Below are 15,583 nucleotides of genomic sequence, written 5' to 3' on the forward strand. Positions count from 1 at the left end.
GAAGGGTTTTCCCTGGAGTAGAACAGCATCATTCAGGTTGGGAGGCTTCCGCCAGCCATTTCCCCATGAGCTCAATGATCACCTCGTTCATGGTTTTACCCTGTAATGCACATTGGGCCTTGAATTTGGCCCGTAGACTGTCGGGCATCTGAACCCGAATTGCCACTGGTTTGGGGGTCATGGTTTCATCCTTTCGGTAGGTTTTTGGCAGAATCTTGGACAGGTTCATTGTGGCAACAGAGCTGTTGCCCACAACACTATTTGCAACCCTAACTCGTTGCAAATATTGCATGTTGTTGCAACAATGCATACCATGTTATCACTGCGGTGTACTGCCTCTGCACCTAGGAGTTCAGCTATGACTCTCACCGCCACCGTTTTGCTCGCCCCTCATCAGCGCCGCCTTCGTGCTGTCGTTAAGCAGCTTGTGATTGACTTGGCCCATCTAGAGCACTGTCTCGCAGCGGGGCTTCAGGATGGACAAGTCAAGGCTGCTGCCGCTGATCTAGATGCTGCCATTGACCGCCTGAATGATTATTTGGCTCGCGATGGTCTCCGACCGACCACAGGCCATCGCAAGGAACTGACCCCTCAGAACTATCACAGCCCAAGGGCCTAGTACTCTGCGGCGTAAATACCCTAATCGTTCTATCGTGGTACATCTCGGCTTCTCACCGTTCGGCTGAGCTCACGCCGAAGCCCTAGCCCTCTCCCAGGGGGCGAGGGGACCGGAAAAGGTGGGGCTGGCGCGACAGTAGTGGGCTGATTTACGCCCTGTGGTACTAGTGTTCCGTCAGAAAAATTTTGACGGGTCGAAGACCCTCAAAATTTAACCTCAACTAAACTCCAGGGTTTCGGCCACCCCTCAACCATTAATTGGCTGAGCATTAGTACATAACAAGATGGGGGGCACCGCACTGCGGTGCCCCCCATACAGGGACTTACCTTCAGAAAAACGGCCTGAAGAAACGTCGAATTACCCTTGGTAATGTCGCTGCTCTAACCAGATCCGCATTTCAGTGTCAGACAGCTTGCTGATCCATTGCCCGCTTTGGGGGTCGTAGGCATTCCATAGGGTCCACCCCTGAGGATCTAGAGATTTCCAGACGTGAGGTTGGTGGGAGACATCCAAATATGCGATCGCACGATGCACCAGTTCCGCCATCGTGGCTTTCCAGGTTTGGCCTAGATGGGCAAGCCCGGAGGGCAGGTCTGCGGTGAGATGATTACTGGGCCAATATGCTTGAGATCTCATGGGTTGGATCCTCCTAAGGGCTAAGTGCTGTGCTATCTATAGCCTAGGAAAAAGTAGCGAAAGATACAAAAACTATCTTGCATGGTTCCTATGAACAGATTCGATGGTACGGCAGTTGCCCGTCTAATTAGGACAAAACGGCTTAGGACAAGACGGCCTGCATTGTCCAGGGCTCGATGATACCTCCCCCGAGAACAACATCGTCGTCGTACCACACTGCCGCTTGCCCTGGGGTGACCCCAAACTGAGGCTGATCAAACACCAGCTTGACCCGATCGGAGTTCGTCCCATCCTCACTCGCGGAGAGCGGAATCACCGTGGCGGGCACCGCTGGGGAGCGGTACCGAATTTGTACCGCCACCTGTTGGGGCGTCTGAATCGGCGGAATCGACACCCAGTTGACCCGCTGAACTGTGCAATCGGGGTGATGAACCTCAGCGCGATCCCCCACCACCACCTCGTTGCGACCCCCATTCAGAGCCACCACATAGAGGGGATGGGGGGCGGCGATACCGATGCCCTTGCGTTGACCGATTGTGTAGTGGTGAATGCCCGTGTGCTGGCCTAGGACCCGACCTTCGGTATCGACGATGTTTCCCGGCTGGGGGGCCAAGTAGCGATCTAAAAATGCCTGCATAGATCCATGCTCCTCAATCAAGCAGAGATCCTGACTTTCCGGCTTTTCAGCGGTGTGGAGCCCCAGCTCCGCCGCCATTTTACGAGTTTCTACCTTGGTCTGATTCCCCAGGGGAAAGCGGGTACCCGCCAGCATCTCCTGAGTCAGGTCATAGAGAAAATAGGACTGGTCCTTGGTCAGGTCCACCGCCCGTCGCAGTTGATAGCGGTCTAAATCGGCATCGTAGGTGATGCGGGCATAGTGCCCCGTAGCAATGGCCTCCGCTCCCAACTCTCGCTGGGCATAATCCAACATGGGGCCAAACTTCACAGATCGATTGCACTGAGAACAGGGCAGGGGCGTAATGCCATCGCCATACCCCGCCACCAGATAGTCCACAATCTGCTGTTGAAAGGTATCCCGACTATCGACAAGATGGTGGGGAATACCCAGTTCATCACAGAGCTGGACCGCATCTACCATGCCTTCAGAGCAGCACTGCCCCTTACCCTTCATCAGCCAGAGGGTAAGGCCAATGATCTCGTGGCCTTGGCGGTGGAGCGTGGCGGCGGCGACGGAACTATCCACCCCTCCGGAGAGACCTACAACAATTTTGCTCATTCCGCTAGTTTTCTCTGGAATTTTTTGGGAAAAGTGCCTATCCTAGGCTAGCATTCCCGCTGGCTGTCCGTTGACAAGTGGACGGCGGCCTGCTGTAGCCCCAAGCTAAACCGTTGCCCCCTTTGCCCTAACCGCCCATGAAAACTCCTGCGGAGCCCCGCCTATTGACCTGCCTATTGGACCGGTGTCTGTTCCCTTGGGAATTCTCTGGTGCAATGGCCCCTTTGGGCCGATTTCTGACCATCGTAGATTGTCCCCTCAACTGCCACCTTTCTCCCCGTTTTCTAGGATGGGGATCCTTGGCTCTGGGGCTCACCACCACGGTATTCCTGGGAGTGGTCCCCGCCACCCCGGCCCAGCAGTTGCCTGTGATTTCTCCCCCCCCGGTGTCCTACAGCAGTAGTGGCCCCACAACGGCAACGGGGGAACAGTATTTGGTCTACATCAATGGCAATAGTCCTCTGCTGTTAGAACAGGTGCAAACCCTGGAATCTGGCGCGTTTTTGAATGTGGTAGATGGGCGCACGGTGATCCAGGCGGGACGGTTTAATGCTTGGGAAAATGCCCAGCGACGAGTGCAGGAACTGAGGGAAATGGGGATTGGTGCAGAGATTCGCACCGTGGCCGCGATATCACCCTATAGCCTGGGGGTGGCTCCATCAGGGGGGACGGTCTATCCAGCCTCGGTTGCCAGTAGCGCCGGCGATCTGCCGCCGTTGCCCGTAGCCGCCTCCCCTAGTGGTGGAGAGTTTGGCCAACCCCTGCCGGGAACCCTGCCACCCCCCCCCAGTGCGACCGCCGCTGCCCCCCCATCTTCAGCCTTGGTCCCCGGTTACTACGTGGTGGTGCCGGGGGGCAGCGGGCAACTCTCTAGCCTTGCCAACCAGATTGGGCAGTTGGGGGCTCCCCCCAACTCGATTCAGCAACAAATGGCTCCCCGTGGTCCCCATGTGGCCGTTGGTCCCTTTACGGAGCGAGGACTGGCGGAGGACTGGAGTCGCTACCTGAGGGGGGCGGGGCTGGATGCTCGGGTCCATCGCCGGTGATAGGGACGGTGATGGTGTCAATCATGATCTCGGGAATGGCCGAATGCCCATGACTCCATCGCCCTTGGTGCAGCGGGCGGTGGTGACGGCGGCACAAATGGAGGCTTTGGAGGCCCGGTTATTTGCCGCTGGAATGCCTGTGGCGGCACTCATGGAAAAGGTGGCGGACCGCATTGCCCAGTGGATTGAGACCCACTATTCCCTAGCAGAATTTCCCACTGTAGGGGTGCTGGTAGGGCCGGGGCACAATGGCGGCGATGCCTTGGTGGTGGCGCGGGAGCTACATCACCGAGGGTACGGCGTTCACTTGGCCTACCTCAGCGATCGCCTCAAGGATCTTACTGCTGCCCACAGCATCTATGCCCAGCACCTGGGGATCCCCCGCGTGCAGACAGTGACGGATCTGGAAGCTTGCCAGTTAATCGTGGATGGGGGTTTTGGCCTGGGGCTGACCCGTCCGCTGATGGGGGATATCGCGGCGATGATTGAGGCCGTGAACCGCTGGTCTATCCCTGTGGTCAGCATTGACCTGCCTTCGGGGCTGGATACGGATAGGGGGTTACCCCTGGGCGCAACTCTGCGGGCGACCCACACGCTCTGCCTGGGACTCTGGAAGCGGGGGCTGCTTCAGGATGCGGCCCTGCCCTGGGTCGGGGAACTAGCGCTATTGCCTTTTGATATCCCCGCTGCTGATATCGCCGCCGTGGTGGGGGCAACTCCGGCGCTGCAACGGTTGACTGCCGCTACCGCCATCGCCCAGTTACCCCTGCACCGTGCCCCTACAGTGCACAAGTACCAGGTGGGCCACCTGCTGTTGGTTGTGGGCTCAACCCGCTATGGCGGTGCAGCGCTACTGGCGGGCCGGGGGGCGATCGCCAGTGGGGTGGGAATGCTGACGCTGGTGGTGCCGGAAAGTTTGCGGCTCACGGCCCTGGCCCAGTTGCCGGAGGCCCTTGTGGTGGGGGCAGCGGAAACGGCGACGGGTGCGATCGCAACTTTACCCCCGACGCTGGACTGGAGCCAGTACGATGCAGTGGCCTGTGGTCCCGGCATGACTTTGGACAGCACTGTTTTTGAGGCGGTGTGGACCTGCGATCGCGCTTTGATTCTAGATGCGGATGGTCTTAACTGGCTGGCCCAGGAGTCTGCGGTGAAACGACTCCGCGATGGTCAGAGACCGGCCCCAAGGGACCATCGCGCTGCACCTACCCTGCTCACCCCCCATCCAGGAGAATTTCGCCGCCTATTTCCCGACCTATGGCAGGCGGCAACTGACCCTACCGCCGCCGCCGAGGCCGCCGCCCGCGCCACCCAGAGTCTGGTGCTGCTGAAGGGAGCCCGCACCGTGATCGCCCCTGGAGATGGGCGGGTCTGGATCAATCCCGACAGTACCCCTGCTTTGGCCCGAGGCGGCAGCGGCGATGTGCTGACGGGACTGGTGGGAGGGCTGGCAGCTCAACACCTTCAGGGAGAGTTCGCTGATTCCCCCAATGCTGCTCTCCTGGCCGCTGCCCTAGGGGGCGTCTGGTGGCATGCCCAGACGGGTCGTGCGATCGCAGATGAACGATCGGTGCTGGGGGCCAACCCCTCTCACCTCGCCGCCGCTCTACTCCCAAGCTTGGCCCTAGTACAGAAGGGTGAAGGGTGAAGGGGAATTCCATGTCATCGTCGCGCAAGCGTCCCGCTTACCTGAGCCCAGGCTCCAGTTCATCCTTCATCAATACCCAGATCCGAAGGGATAAAGTCGAGCTAAGTCCTAGGGGCAGGTGCCCTCAGCATTAGAATCAGGGCCAATCCCTTGATTGCTCCCCCTACGAGCCCCGTGCCCAAACCGAGGGCCGACCAGAACCACCACGGGTTGATCGCCGACCCCGAAAAACTGGCCTGGATGCCCTGGGATACAGCCCACGTCGTTGTAGGGACCAGGATCGCCATATTGATCAGGGGCCACCATCGCCAGTGGCGAGAGGAGCCCCGCAGGGCAATGGCTTGGGCCATGCCCTGTACCGCCGCCGCGATCGCAGCACCGCCTACTGCCGAAGCTGTCACCAGAAAGCCAAAAACCATAGCTACTGTGCCCAACCCACCCCCCACCAAGGTGGCCCAGAACCAATAGCGGGCTTGGGGCCAGTAGCCCCGTAGTGCCAGCCATTGCAGGGTAGCTAGGGGCACAAATCCCCCCAGAAAACCGAAGGGGCCAATTAGGGTGGCAAGGGCAATACACCCCATCGTGGCCAAGGTCCACCGCAGCCAAAATCGCCGCTCTGCCCGACTCAGGTTCAACATTGCCTTATCCATAACCAGTGGTTAGGCGACTTCTGAAAAATAGTCTCTGGGTCATGGTCAGATTTGTAGGATGCTGTTAGGCGGAGCCGTAACGCATCAAAGCCTTGCCTGCTGTCCTCGCAGCCTTATGCAGCTTCATCCATAACTCTAGTCCTATCAGAATTAAATTTCTCAGACAAGCTTAGGGTTTCCAAAACTGAGGGCTAACGGCTCAAATCAGTGGCGGCAGATAACCCCGAACTCAGCACCAGCAGTTTTCAGCTGCCCGCTGCATTTGAATTGTTAAGCTGTTGAGCATCTAAATTGCATGGTGGATTCTGCAAGACCCTTGCTGCAAGGCTTTTAGAGCAATTGTACTAGTGCAGTTCAAATGCCTAACAGCTTAGCCTGTAGCAAACACTTTGACCCAAATCTGCTGATTATGGTTCTTGAATTTAACCACAAACCCCTGCAACCTGTTAGAACCGCTACTCATAATGCGTCCACATCCGTAAAATCTTCACCGTATTCTCAGATTCAATGACCTCGTACACAAGACGATGTTGAATATTGATTCGCCGCGAGTATGCACCTTCTAAATCCCCGACTAATTTCTCACAAGGTGGTGGATTCTGAAACGGATTGGTTTGAATGACATCGAGCAAAGCTTGCGCCTTATCTTGCAAATTACTAGAAGCCAGTTTCTTGGCATCCTTCTGTGCTTGCTTGGTGTAAACCAAATTCCAACTCACCACTCTAACTCCCGATCACATTCCTCAATCGGTGTTGCCAATCCTTCCCTAATCGATTCTCGCATTCCTGGGACTGAAAGAAGATACAGGGTTTCTTGCACTGATACCCAATCAGTTTCGGATAGCAACACTGCATTGCTATTATGTCCAGCAATAATAATGGGTTGATGCGACTGGTTTACCGAATCGATCAAATCTTGCAACTGTTGTTGAGCTTCATTGACTTGGATCATAATTCTTCATCCGTCTTAAATAACGTCCGCTGGTTCTAGCCACTTTCCTCATTATGAGCGATTCAACTTCATGTTGCTTGAACTGCCCTAATAGCCTTCAAGTACATTTTGACCAACACCCAGCAGGCTAACGGTCTTGCCGTTCACCCGCCGCGTGCGGTCGGTCTCAGGGACTATGTTAGGCAGCACTGGATGCTTCACTCACTGCTACCGATAGTATCAAGCTCATCAGGCAACACTACTGGAATCTCCGCACTAACAAAACCAGATGCATCACGAGTCACTATTGCATCTACGTTATGTACAACCGCACAGACATACTGTACTGCATCCTCAAAATCTTGAAAGTTCAGTGCAAGAGCCTGTTCCAATACATCTCGATCTACAGCACAAATGTTTAGATCTGCCAAAACCTGGGTAATTGCGTCTTGAGCTACTACCACCCCTGCTGCTATACGGAGGATGTAGTAGATGTTAGTGATTATTGTAGCTGCGATATAGCGGATTTCATAATTATGCGGCACAATAGCAGCAATGGGTGAACCAGCTTTTAATGTCCGCTTCAGAGATGTCCTCAAAGGCTATTTCAAGGGCTTCTGATAGCGCTTGATAAGTCCGTGCCCCCAGTGCCCTGAGAATTGACTTTAGCTTTGACCAAAAGTTCTCAATCGGCGAGAAGTCCGGCGAATAGGGCGGCAGATATACCAGACGTGCCCCTGCGGCCTCAATCAACTCCCGAATCATGTCGTCCTTATGAATGGAACAGTTGTCCATCACGACACAGGCCCCTGGCCAAAGGTTGGGCACCAGGCGAGTGGCCACAAATGCCTCAAAACTCAAGCCGTCAAAGGCTCCTAAAATCACCGCCGAAGCCACTACCCCAGCCAAGCTTAACCCTGCCACCAGGGACACATTCTTCCCCCGCTTGGGCTGTTCTCCATAGGCTCGTCGGCCTTGCAGCGCCCAGGCAAACAACCGAATCAACCCCAGATTAATCCCCGACTCATCGATAAACACCAAGTCTTCAACTCGGATGTCTCGAATCTCATCCCAGTACTCCCCTCGCAACCGCTGTACCCGATCACTCACCTTGTCACTGGGGTGAAGGGCTTTTTTTTTACGGGTGAACTGAAGCCGCTTCATCACCCGACACATCGTGGATCGACTCACCGTCACCCCATACTGTTGAGCCACTTCGGCGCGAAGCTCATCTAAGGTCAGATCAGGGTTCGCTTCAACGAAGGCTTGAACCCNCTGCATCTGCGCCTCATCCAGTTCCCTCGGTCGCCCAGGACTGGTCTTGGGGGCAAGCTCACCCGTTTCCCGATACTGCTTCAGCAGTTTCACGATAAAACTTAGAGTCACTCGAAATCGCTGGGCTAACTGGCGCTGCGAAATGCGCTCGTTCTCATAGGTCTCAATAATCTTCTGTCGCAAATCGGTGCTGTAGGCCTTCATCGGCTCCTCGCGCTTTTTCTACCCGCTATTCGTACCACATCTTTGTGAAATCCGCTATAAATCCCTCAATCTCTCCAGTATTGATGCGCTCAAACAGTCTGGCTGCATTTTCTACAAATGGCTCCCGCTCTTGCAGAAAGTCAAGAACCACGTTGGTGTCAATCAGACCTCACATTACTGATATTTCTCAGTAAGGTAGGACACGTAATCCTCTCTGGCATCATGCTTCTCTGTTACTGCCGAACTTTTTGCAATCCCTCGAAGCCGCGATAAGTTTCTGTGCTTCAACTGGGGAGGGGGTTCCCGTTTTAGTGACGCCAAAAGAGTTTGCACCAATTGCCAGCGATCGCTCGTTGACAGTTGTAGTACTTGTTTCTGTAGTTCTTGTAATGTCATTTGTCTAGAGATATATGAGTTTGCTGTATACCAATTGTAAGTTCTTCGGATTCACAAAAGACTCAACAAAGGGTTCACTTCAATGACATCTGCAACTGACGCTATCTGAATCTTGAAACACTAACAAGAATGATCTCGGTTGCGCCTCACCGAGGACTGAGTCGCATAACGTTGCCCATCACCCGCCGCAGATAGCTTTTGATACTTACAGACAACCTCTCGGCGGTCGGTGTGCATGGGCGTTGTTAGGGTGCGAACTTTCCTAACACAGTCAAGAGGCTGAAATACATTAGAACTTCTTACTCTTTCTTTTATTACAAGGTGTGCAAAGCAAATGCATATTACTTTTGTCCAATGCTAGGTGAGGGTAGGACGAAACTGGCAATTTGTGATCAATCTCAAAATAGTCAATATGGAACTCATGTCCTAACATCTTACAGGTAGGACTTGCACACTTCTTCTCCTGCTTTTTGTAGAGCTTTTTTTTGAAGATTTTTCCATCATCACTGTCGCGCCAAGAGTTAAATTGAGCACGAGCTAACTTGATAGGATCATATTTATCTTTTATCTCAATACGATCTAACTTTAAAGCCTCTAGAGAAGCATCTGTCTTTTTTATTGCTGATAGCAAATCAGCAATAATTTGATGGAGAGTACTCATTGTGTAGCGTCATATCTCTGTTTTATTTCAGCAGCATCGGCTTTTAAGGCAGCTAAAGAAGCATCTGTCTTAGCCATTGCCTGAGTAAGTTTTGCAACTACCTTACGAATTTCTGGATCACCGTCTTCTGAAAAAGGAATTTCTACGACATTACCTAAAAGCTCTCGTAGGACAGTTAGAATTTCTTCTAAAGTCTTACGAGTAGCTTTCTGAATACGTGGTCGTTTTATATAGTCATTAATGCTGGCAATAACTTGGCTTAAATCATATATATAAGCTTGCCCTTGCCTACCAAGGGGAGATAAACCCTTCGTTATAATCTGTGCATGATACTTAGACATCCCATAGGCTTGCAATTGTCTACGGGTTACTATCTGAGTCATCTGTTAATACTCATGCAACTTTGCTATCATCGTCGTCTTCCTTGAGAACGTGTTCAACCATCGGATCTTTTGGAGAACCAAGTTCCCTAGCCTTGTCATAAACACGACCTACAAGACCACGCCAAAAGCCACGCTCTTCTCTAAGATCCTTTTCATACTTCTCAATTTTGGATGCGTGTTCTTTATCTCTGCGCTCCATTTCATCAGTTTTCTTCTTAACCAAACCCTTCTGAGCGCGCTGAAGGTTTTGGCGCTTGCTTAATTCAGGACCAGCAAATGGAGAGGTAACTCTACGGATTGTAAGCTCATCAGGATTGGTACTAAAGTCAACTGACTCTAGAGCGCGGCTAGCATCAGCTTTCGTCCATCCTTCGTGCTGGAGCAACTTAATCGCCTGTGACTTGTTCACGGGTGTTTAGAAAAACATATATCTTTGTGATCCTAGCTACTACGTACAGTTGAGTCAACATTCAACTGCAAGATTGGCAGGCAACCTCAAGGCACTGCCCCACCAAGAACCAAGCACCCTAACTCGTTTTTAGACAGCTCAGGGCACCTCCGCTCTGCCTATCCACCTTGTGTAGGGAAGATAGGCAGAGTTGGTGCCGTCTATCTCCCTGCTGAGGGGATATAGGCAGATTACAGTCTTTATAAGCACCCAAATTGGTGGATTAGGCAGATTATAGTCTGTCTATCTCTCTGCTAGAGCGAGATAGGTAGATCATGATCTGTCTATCTCGTCTACATGGGGTGTTTAGGCAGATCACAGTCTGTCTAAACACCCTGAGCAGAGGAGTTGGGCAGACAGCTTCACAAAAGTTTTATGCGGTACTGTGCCGCATTACTGAAAGAGAAAGTGATCCAGCCGATCCCCCAACCCCACCAACTCCAGCGCCATCTCCGGCAACACCGGGCGGGGGGCGATGTCCATCACCAAAGCCACATTTTCCCGCGCCGTCAAACTGGGGGTCAGGTTGTAGAACTAGAAAATGAAGCCGATGGACTCCTGCCGAAACCGAGTCAGCAGGCGATCGCCCCCCTGACTCAGATTTTGCTGACGAAAATACACTTCCCCGCTGGTGGGCACGTCTAACCCCCCCCAGAATATTCAGCAGGGTAGACTTGCCACTGCCCGACGGCCCCAGCAGCACCACAAATTCCCCTTCATACAAATCCAGATCCACCGCCCGCAGAGCGTGAACTTCCACCTCCCCCATGCGGTAGATCTTGGTGATGTGGTGACTGTGGAAAATGGCTGGAGCCGCGATCGCAGCAGGAACTCTGGTTGACTGACAAAAGTTGCCTCTCAAAGCCCCAAAGGCTCTCGTCACAAGGGTTTCAGGAATCAAGCTCAAGCTCCTTGTCTGATGGGCATTATGGGGGCTCAATCGTGGTAAAGAGTTTCGCCCTGAAAGCACTGTGCTGTACGCCTTTCAGGGTTTAGTCAGCCAGAACGCTACACCCCTTACTTTGCGGGCAGTTCAGAAGTTTTGTCAGTCAACCAGGCAGGAACTTGGGCCATGGCGGGATTCCCCCGTAAGAGGGTGTCTGAGAAGTAGAAAGGCCCTCAAAAACGCTACTCTATCAGTCAGTAAGTACACTTGATAGGGTTTTTGAGGGCAATGCGATTATCCTACCCCACCGATTTGACTGATGAACAATGGGATATTCTCTCTCTCTTGATTCCTCCGGCGAAGCCTGGTGGACGACCTCGGAGCACGGATATGCGAGAAGTGGTCAATGCGATTCTGTACGTTCTGGACAATAGCACCAAGTGGCGGTGCTTACCCCATGATTTCCCGAAGGCCAAAACGGTCTACCATTATTTTCGCCAATGGCGCAATGATGGGGTGTGGGAACACATCAATCACCGATTGCGGGAGTTGGTGCGGTTAACGGAGGGGCGCGAAGCGTCTCCCAGTGCAGCGGTGATGGATAGTCAGTCGGTGAACAGCGATGTCTACATTTCGGAGTCGGTCGGCTTCGATGCAAACAAAAAGGTCAAAGGTCGGAAGCGAAACGTGGTGGTCGACACAATGGGTTTAGTGCTGATGGTTGTGGTTACCGCAGCGAGTCTCCCTGAGCGGGATGGCGCACGAAAGGTGCTAGAAAAAATGCATCAGGTTAGTCAGTGGTTCACTCGCCTGTGTGTCATTTGGGTTGATGGGGGATATAGCGGTAACGATTTCATGAAAGAGATCATGGACCGCTTTCGATGGGTGATTGAGGTGATCAAGCGCCCCGACTGTGCGCAGGGATTTGTGCTGTTACCCAAGCGGTGGGTGGTGGAGCGCACATTTGGCTGGTTTACTTTTTGCCGCCGCTTGAGTAAAGACTATGAGCGCCTACCAGAGACCGCTGAGGCATGGATTTATGTGGCCAATATTCGAGTCATGTTAAGGCGACTAACGTGCTAATTCATACCTACATTCCAGCTTTTCAGACACCCTCTAACATCAAGACTACCCGGAACTCAAATACCAATATCGCTCGAAATCACTACATCAGTGTTTGAATTGCAGCCAGAATGTCCTGATCAGGGGCTGGAGTATTATTGTCAATTTCCAAGTCCCAGTCATAGGTTACAGCAGCAGCAATTTGGTTGTATTGCTCCACCTTATCGTCTGAAATGGGGATATGCTCGGCATTATTCCGGTGTTTAACCCGATATAAACAGGTATCTAGGGCGGCATAGATTCGAATAAGCTTAAGGGCATATTTTTCCGCCAGTGCCGCTCGAAACTGGCCAAAGGCTTCCCCAGCCCCTAGGCTTTCAATCATCACTTTGGGGTAACTTTCAAAGGCTTGATCGATGGCCTGCTCCACCTTTTTCCAGCCATTTTCACCGGGTTTGAGGGCGAGCCAAATGGATTCCACCCGAATGAATTGGATCTCCGTGTTTTGGGCAACCAGGGTGCCGACATAGGTCTTGCCAGCTCCTTTTGGCCCGATCAGCATATAGAGTGTGCGCTGGGTCATGGTCAGATTTAGCAGAAGTATCAAGAATTGGTGGTGTAAGCGGCACAACACCATGGGTTGTTAGGAAGCAGCCCTAGCTGTTGCAAAAATAGGGCGATCGCCCATGTTCTGCCCTGGATACTGGAGGCTAGATTGAGCAGGTCAGGGCTTGGGTTTGCTTGCTGAAAAGGATATTTTCCCGATAGTCCACGGGGCAGTCGATCACCGTCGGCACATCCTGCTCCAGGGCTTCCTTCAGGGTTGGAACCAAGTCCTCCGTGGACTCGATGCGATAGCCCTTTAGCCCCATACTCTCCGCCAGCTTGACGAAATCGGGATTGGTGAAGTGGACAAAGGCAGACTCACCGTAGGCGTTCTGCTGCTTCCACTCAATCAGACCGTAGGCTCCATCATTGAAGATCAGGGTGACAAAGGGGGTACCCACCCGCAGGGCCGTTTCTAGCTCCTGGCAGTTCATCATGAAGCCGCCGTCTCCGGTCACCGCCACCACCCGACGGTTGGGGTGGACTAATTTAGCCGCGATCGCACCTGGAATCGCAATGCCCATAGCGGCAAACCCATTGGAAATCAGACAGGTATTGGGGCGATCGCAGTGGTAATTGCGAGCGATCCACATTTTGTGGGCTCCCACATCGGAAATGACGATATCCTCCGGCCCCATCACCTGGCGCAGGTCATAGATCAGCTTTTGGGGCTTCACCGGAAAGCCGTAATCATCGCTATAGCGCTCATAGTCAGCGCGGATCTCCTCTCGCAGCGTCAGGTTGATGGGGTCGGGCATCCCCTTGCGATTTACCCGCTTCAAGATTTCCGTCAGGGAGTCGGCAATATCCCCCACCACCTCTACACGGGGAATGTAGCTGCTATCAATTTCCGCCGGGGTGGTGTTGATGTGGATAATGGGCAGCTCCCCCTCAGGGTTCCACTTTTTTGGGGAATATTCCACTAGGTCATAGCCAATGGCAATCAGCAGGTCGGCCCGCTCTAGGCCGCAGGTGATGTAGTCCCGCTGCTGGAGGCCAAAGGTCCACAGGGCCAGGGGATGGGTGTAGGGCAGCACCCCCTTACCCATGAAGGTATTGGCCACGGGCACATTCAAGGTCGTGGCGAACTGGATCAGGGCGTCGCTTGCCTGGGCGCGAATGGCCCCATTGCCCACCAGAATCAAGGGATTCGTCGCCTGGGAAATGGCTACCGCCGCCTGCTGGATACTCTGGAGGGAAGAATAGGATTTGCCCTGGCCATTGCGGTGTAGGGGCTTACCCTCCACTGGCATAGCGGCGATATTTTCCGGCAGGTCAATGTGGACCGCACCGGGATTTTCGGTTTGGGCCAGTTTGAAGGCTTTGCGGACAATCTCTGGGGTAATGCTGGGGCGCACAATCTGGGCGTTCCACTTGGTCACCGGGGCGAACATGGCCACCAGATCTAGGTATTGGTGGGATTCAATGTGCATCCGGTCCGTGCCCACCTGCCCGGTGATCGCCACTAGGGGAGCCCGATCTAGGTTGGCATCCGCCACCCCGGTCATCAGGTTAGTGGCCCCCGGCCCCAGGGTGGAAAGGCACACCCCCGCCTTTCCCGTGAGGCGACCGTAGACATCCGCCATGAAGGCGGCTCCCTGCTCGTGGCGGGTGGTGATGAATTGAATGGAGGATTTTTTTAACGCTTGGAGCACTTGGAGATTTTCTTCCCCCGGTACTCCGAAAATATATTCTACCCCTTCATTTTCTAGGCACTGGACGAGTAATGTGGCGGTATCCATGGCAATATCCTTGGTATTTCTCGTTCCCAGGCTCCGCCCAGGAACACTGACTAGCGGCTCTGCCGCCTTGATTCAGGAGGCGGAGCCTCCCATGGGGATGGCTGAGTCAGAAAATCCGCCTACCCAACCCTGCCTCGACAATACATCCAGGGCCAGAGCAATCTGGCGCTGGGTAAACTGGCGCTTACGGGGATTCCAGTTATAGACATGGCTTACGATTTCCTCTACGGACGTGATGGGCTCGTGGGTCGCAACCCAGTGCACCGTAGACAGCAGTTCTAGGCCAAAGGATGACTCGAAGCCCTCCACGAGGGCAGAAACTTTATCAAAGCGATCGCGGGTTTCTGGGTGATGTTGTAAAAAGCTTGTTGCTTGTTCAGTAGCTCCAGGCACCAACTGGAGCTGTTTGTGGGGAGTATCACCACCATCGGCATAGCCAGAAATCAGATGGCCCTCCACAGCATTTAGGACATGGCGGAGATTTTCAGCATAGGGACCATAGGGGGCTTGCTGGTACCTCAGTCTCAAGGGTTCGCCTGCTACCTGCATGAAGTACATCAACTTATGAACTTCTAGCAGCGTCACAAATGGATCCAGCAAACCCGACAGATAGTTCCTGATCAACTCCACCATCACAGCCCTTCCCGGAGTCATGGCCGGAACCTCACGGGAAGGGAGCATAGTCTCGGCTGAGGGGGCTCCAGCAGGCTCATAGACAACAGCACTTACCTCCGTCAAGGGTTCTAGGGCAGCGATAATCCGTTCCTTCACAACTGACCATTCCAATCCACCCAGACCACATCCCAATGGAGGAATCGCAATAGACTGAATTTGATGCTGCTGGATAGTCAAGATCAATGACTCCAAGCCCATCTCAATATCTTCAAGTCGACTCTTGCCTCGCCAATGGCGCTTGGTGGGAAAATTGATGATGTAGCGGGGGTTCGTCAGTTGCCCTGTCTCGAAAACAAATAGCTTTCCTGGCTGCACTATTTTCTGCTTGCAAGCAGCGGCGTAGGCTTTGAAATTCTCTGGATAGGCACGCTTGAATTGAAGCGCGATGCCTCGCCCCATGACTCCAACACAATTAACGGTGTTGACTAGAGCTTCAACGTCCTCTCTGAGAATATCGCCACACTTATACTTAATCATT

Annotated in this window: 19 protein-coding genes; 4 read left to right on the plus strand and 15 right to left on the minus strand. The window is 53.4% G+C overall.

Annotation, left to right across the window (positions count from 1 at the left end):
- Nucleotides 1-28 precede the first annotated feature (28 nt).
- On the minus strand, nucleotides 29-181 hold the full coding sequence (locus tag LEP6406_RS28055) for a plasmid partition protein ParG (protein WP_155834690.1): 153 nt from the start codon (nucleotides 179-181) through the stop codon (nucleotides 29-31).
- A 177-nt stretch (nucleotides 182-358) separates the two neighbouring features.
- Here LEP6406_RS28055 and LEP6406_RS0213550 point away from each other — a divergent pair, with 177 nt between their 5' ends.
- Nucleotides 359-619: a hypothetical protein gene (locus LEP6406_RS0213550; RefSeq protein ID WP_008309265.1), complete on the plus strand. Its 261-nt coding sequence runs from the start codon at nucleotides 359-361 to the stop codon at nucleotides 617-619.
- A gap of 357 nt (nucleotides 620-976) precedes the next feature.
- On the opposite strand, the gene LEP6406_RS30315 is transcribed toward LEP6406_RS0213550, so the two are convergent.
- Both LEP6406_RS30315 and mnmA read right to left on the minus strand, forming a co-directional pair.
- Nucleotides 977-1,255, minus strand: a complete 279-nt coding sequence (locus tag LEP6406_RS30315; protein WP_008309266.1) for a hypothetical protein — start codon at nucleotides 1,253-1,255, stop codon at nucleotides 977-979.
- Nucleotides 1,256-1,397: 142 nt separating this feature from the next.
- Nucleotides 1,398-2,492 carry a tRNA 2-thiouridine(34) synthase MnmA gene (mnmA, locus tag LEP6406_RS0213560; RefSeq protein ID WP_008309268.1) on the minus strand — a complete coding sequence of 365 codons (1,095 nt, stop codon included), beginning with the start codon at nucleotides 2,490-2,492 and terminating at the stop codon, nucleotides 1,398-1,400.
- A 215-nt stretch (nucleotides 2,493-2,707) separates the two neighbouring features.
- Here mnmA and LEP6406_RS0213565 point away from each other — a divergent pair, with 215 nt between their 5' ends.
- Nucleotides 2,708-3,538 (plus strand): hypothetical protein, encoded by an 831-nt coding sequence (locus LEP6406_RS0213565; RefSeq protein ID WP_027269113.1) that lies wholly within the window; start codon nucleotides 2,708-2,710, stop codon nucleotides 3,536-3,538.
- A 43-nt stretch (nucleotides 3,539-3,581) separates the two neighbouring features.
- Complete coding sequence (locus LEP6406_RS0213570; RefSeq protein WP_008309272.1) at nucleotides 3,582-5,186, plus strand: bifunctional ADP-dependent NAD(P)H-hydrate dehydratase/NAD(P)H-hydrate epimerase; 1,605 nt, start codon at nucleotides 3,582-3,584, stop codon at nucleotides 5,184-5,186.
- Nucleotides 5,187-5,287: 101 nt separating this feature from the next.
- Here LEP6406_RS0213570 and LEP6406_RS0213575 read toward each other — a convergent pair whose 3' ends face one another.
- The 9 genes from LEP6406_RS0213575 to LEP6406_RS28090 form a co-directional block, all read right to left on the minus strand.
- A complete protein-coding gene (locus LEP6406_RS0213575) occupies nucleotides 5,288-5,836 on the minus strand; it encodes a hypothetical protein (RefSeq protein ID WP_155834691.1) in 549 nt (182 codons plus the stop codon).
- A 455-nt stretch (nucleotides 5,837-6,291) separates the two neighbouring features.
- The gene (locus LEP6406_RS0213580) at nucleotides 6,292-6,555 is read right to left on the minus strand and encodes a Txe/YoeB family addiction module toxin (protein WP_008309276.1); all 264 of its coding nucleotides are present in this window, start codon (nucleotides 6,553-6,555) and stop codon (nucleotides 6,292-6,294) included.
- Nucleotides 6,552-6,788, minus strand: coding sequence for a type II toxin-antitoxin system Phd/YefM family antitoxin (locus tag LEP6406_RS0213585; RefSeq protein ID WP_008309278.1), 237 nt, complete (start codon nucleotides 6,786-6,788; stop codon nucleotides 6,552-6,554). The genes LEP6406_RS0213580 and LEP6406_RS0213585 overlap by 4 nt, the downstream gene beginning before the upstream one ends.
- 197 nt (nucleotides 6,789-6,985) lie before the next feature.
- Nucleotides 6,986-7,312 (minus strand): type II toxin-antitoxin system VapC family toxin, encoded by a 327-nt coding sequence (locus LEP6406_RS28065; RefSeq protein ID WP_008309280.1) that lies wholly within the window; start codon nucleotides 7,310-7,312, stop codon nucleotides 6,986-6,988.
- Nucleotides 7,302-8,246 carry an IS630 family transposase gene (locus tag LEP6406_RS31260; protein ID WP_027268853.1) on the minus strand — a complete coding sequence of 315 codons (945 nt, stop codon included), beginning with the start codon at nucleotides 8,244-8,246 and terminating at the stop codon, nucleotides 7,302-7,304. The genes LEP6406_RS28065 and LEP6406_RS31260 overlap by 11 nt, the downstream gene beginning before the upstream one ends.
- A gap of 685 nt (nucleotides 8,247-8,931) precedes the next feature.
- Nucleotides 8,932-9,303, minus strand: coding sequence for an HNH endonuclease (locus tag LEP6406_RS30320; RefSeq protein ID WP_008315875.1), 372 nt, complete (start codon nucleotides 9,301-9,303; stop codon nucleotides 8,932-8,934).
- Nucleotides 9,300-9,686 carry an LIM domain-containing protein gene (locus LEP6406_RS28080; protein ID WP_008315873.1) on the minus strand — a complete coding sequence of 129 codons (387 nt, stop codon included), beginning with the start codon at nucleotides 9,684-9,686 and terminating at the stop codon, nucleotides 9,300-9,302. Before LEP6406_RS28080 ends, LEP6406_RS30320 begins: the two co-directional genes overlap by 4 nt.
- A 10-nt stretch (nucleotides 9,687-9,696) precedes the next feature.
- Nucleotides 9,697-10,095: a hypothetical protein gene (locus tag LEP6406_RS28085; protein WP_008315871.1), complete on the minus strand. Its 399-nt coding sequence runs from the start codon at nucleotides 10,093-10,095 to the stop codon at nucleotides 9,697-9,699.
- 412 nt (nucleotides 10,096-10,507) lie between these two features.
- The gene (locus LEP6406_RS28090) at nucleotides 10,508-11,017 is read right to left on the minus strand and encodes an ATP-binding cassette domain-containing protein (protein ID WP_263971176.1); all 510 of its coding nucleotides are present in this window, start codon (nucleotides 11,015-11,017) and stop codon (nucleotides 10,508-10,510) included.
- A 291-nt stretch (nucleotides 11,018-11,308) separates the two neighbouring features.
- On the opposite strand from LEP6406_RS28090, the gene LEP6406_RS0213630 reads away from it, so the two are divergent.
- A complete protein-coding gene (locus LEP6406_RS0213630) occupies nucleotides 11,309-12,103 on the plus strand; it encodes an IS5 family transposase (protein WP_027268711.1) in 795 nt (264 codons plus the stop codon).
- A gap of 82 nt (nucleotides 12,104-12,185) precedes the next feature.
- On the opposite strand, the gene LEP6406_RS0213635 is transcribed toward LEP6406_RS0213630, so the two are convergent.
- From LEP6406_RS0213635 to LEP6406_RS0213645, 3 genes are all read right to left on the minus strand, one after another.
- A complete protein-coding gene (locus LEP6406_RS0213635) occupies nucleotides 12,186-12,665 on the minus strand; it encodes an AAA family ATPase (RefSeq protein ID WP_036028438.1) in 480 nt (159 codons plus the stop codon).
- A 127-nt stretch (nucleotides 12,666-12,792) separates the two neighbouring features.
- Entirely contained in the window at nucleotides 12,793-14,430 is a 1,638-nt protein-coding gene (locus tag LEP6406_RS0213640; RefSeq protein WP_008317006.1) for an acetolactate synthase large subunit, read from the minus strand.
- A 72-nt stretch (nucleotides 14,431-14,502) separates the two neighbouring features.
- The gene (locus tag LEP6406_RS0213645; protein ID WP_008317008.1) at nucleotides 14,503-15,582 is read right to left on the minus strand and encodes a type II toxin-antitoxin system antitoxin DNA ADP-ribosyl glycohydrolase DarG; all 1,080 of its coding nucleotides are present in this window, start codon (nucleotides 15,580-15,582) and stop codon (nucleotides 14,503-14,505) included.
- Between the last annotated feature and the right edge of the window lies 1 nt (nucleotide 15,583).

It is taken from the genome of Leptolyngbya sp. PCC 6406 (assembly GCF_000332095.2).
In the GTDB taxonomy this organism is placed as follows: domain Bacteria; phylum Cyanobacteriota; class Cyanobacteriia; order Phormidesmidales; family Phormidesmidaceae; genus PCC-6406.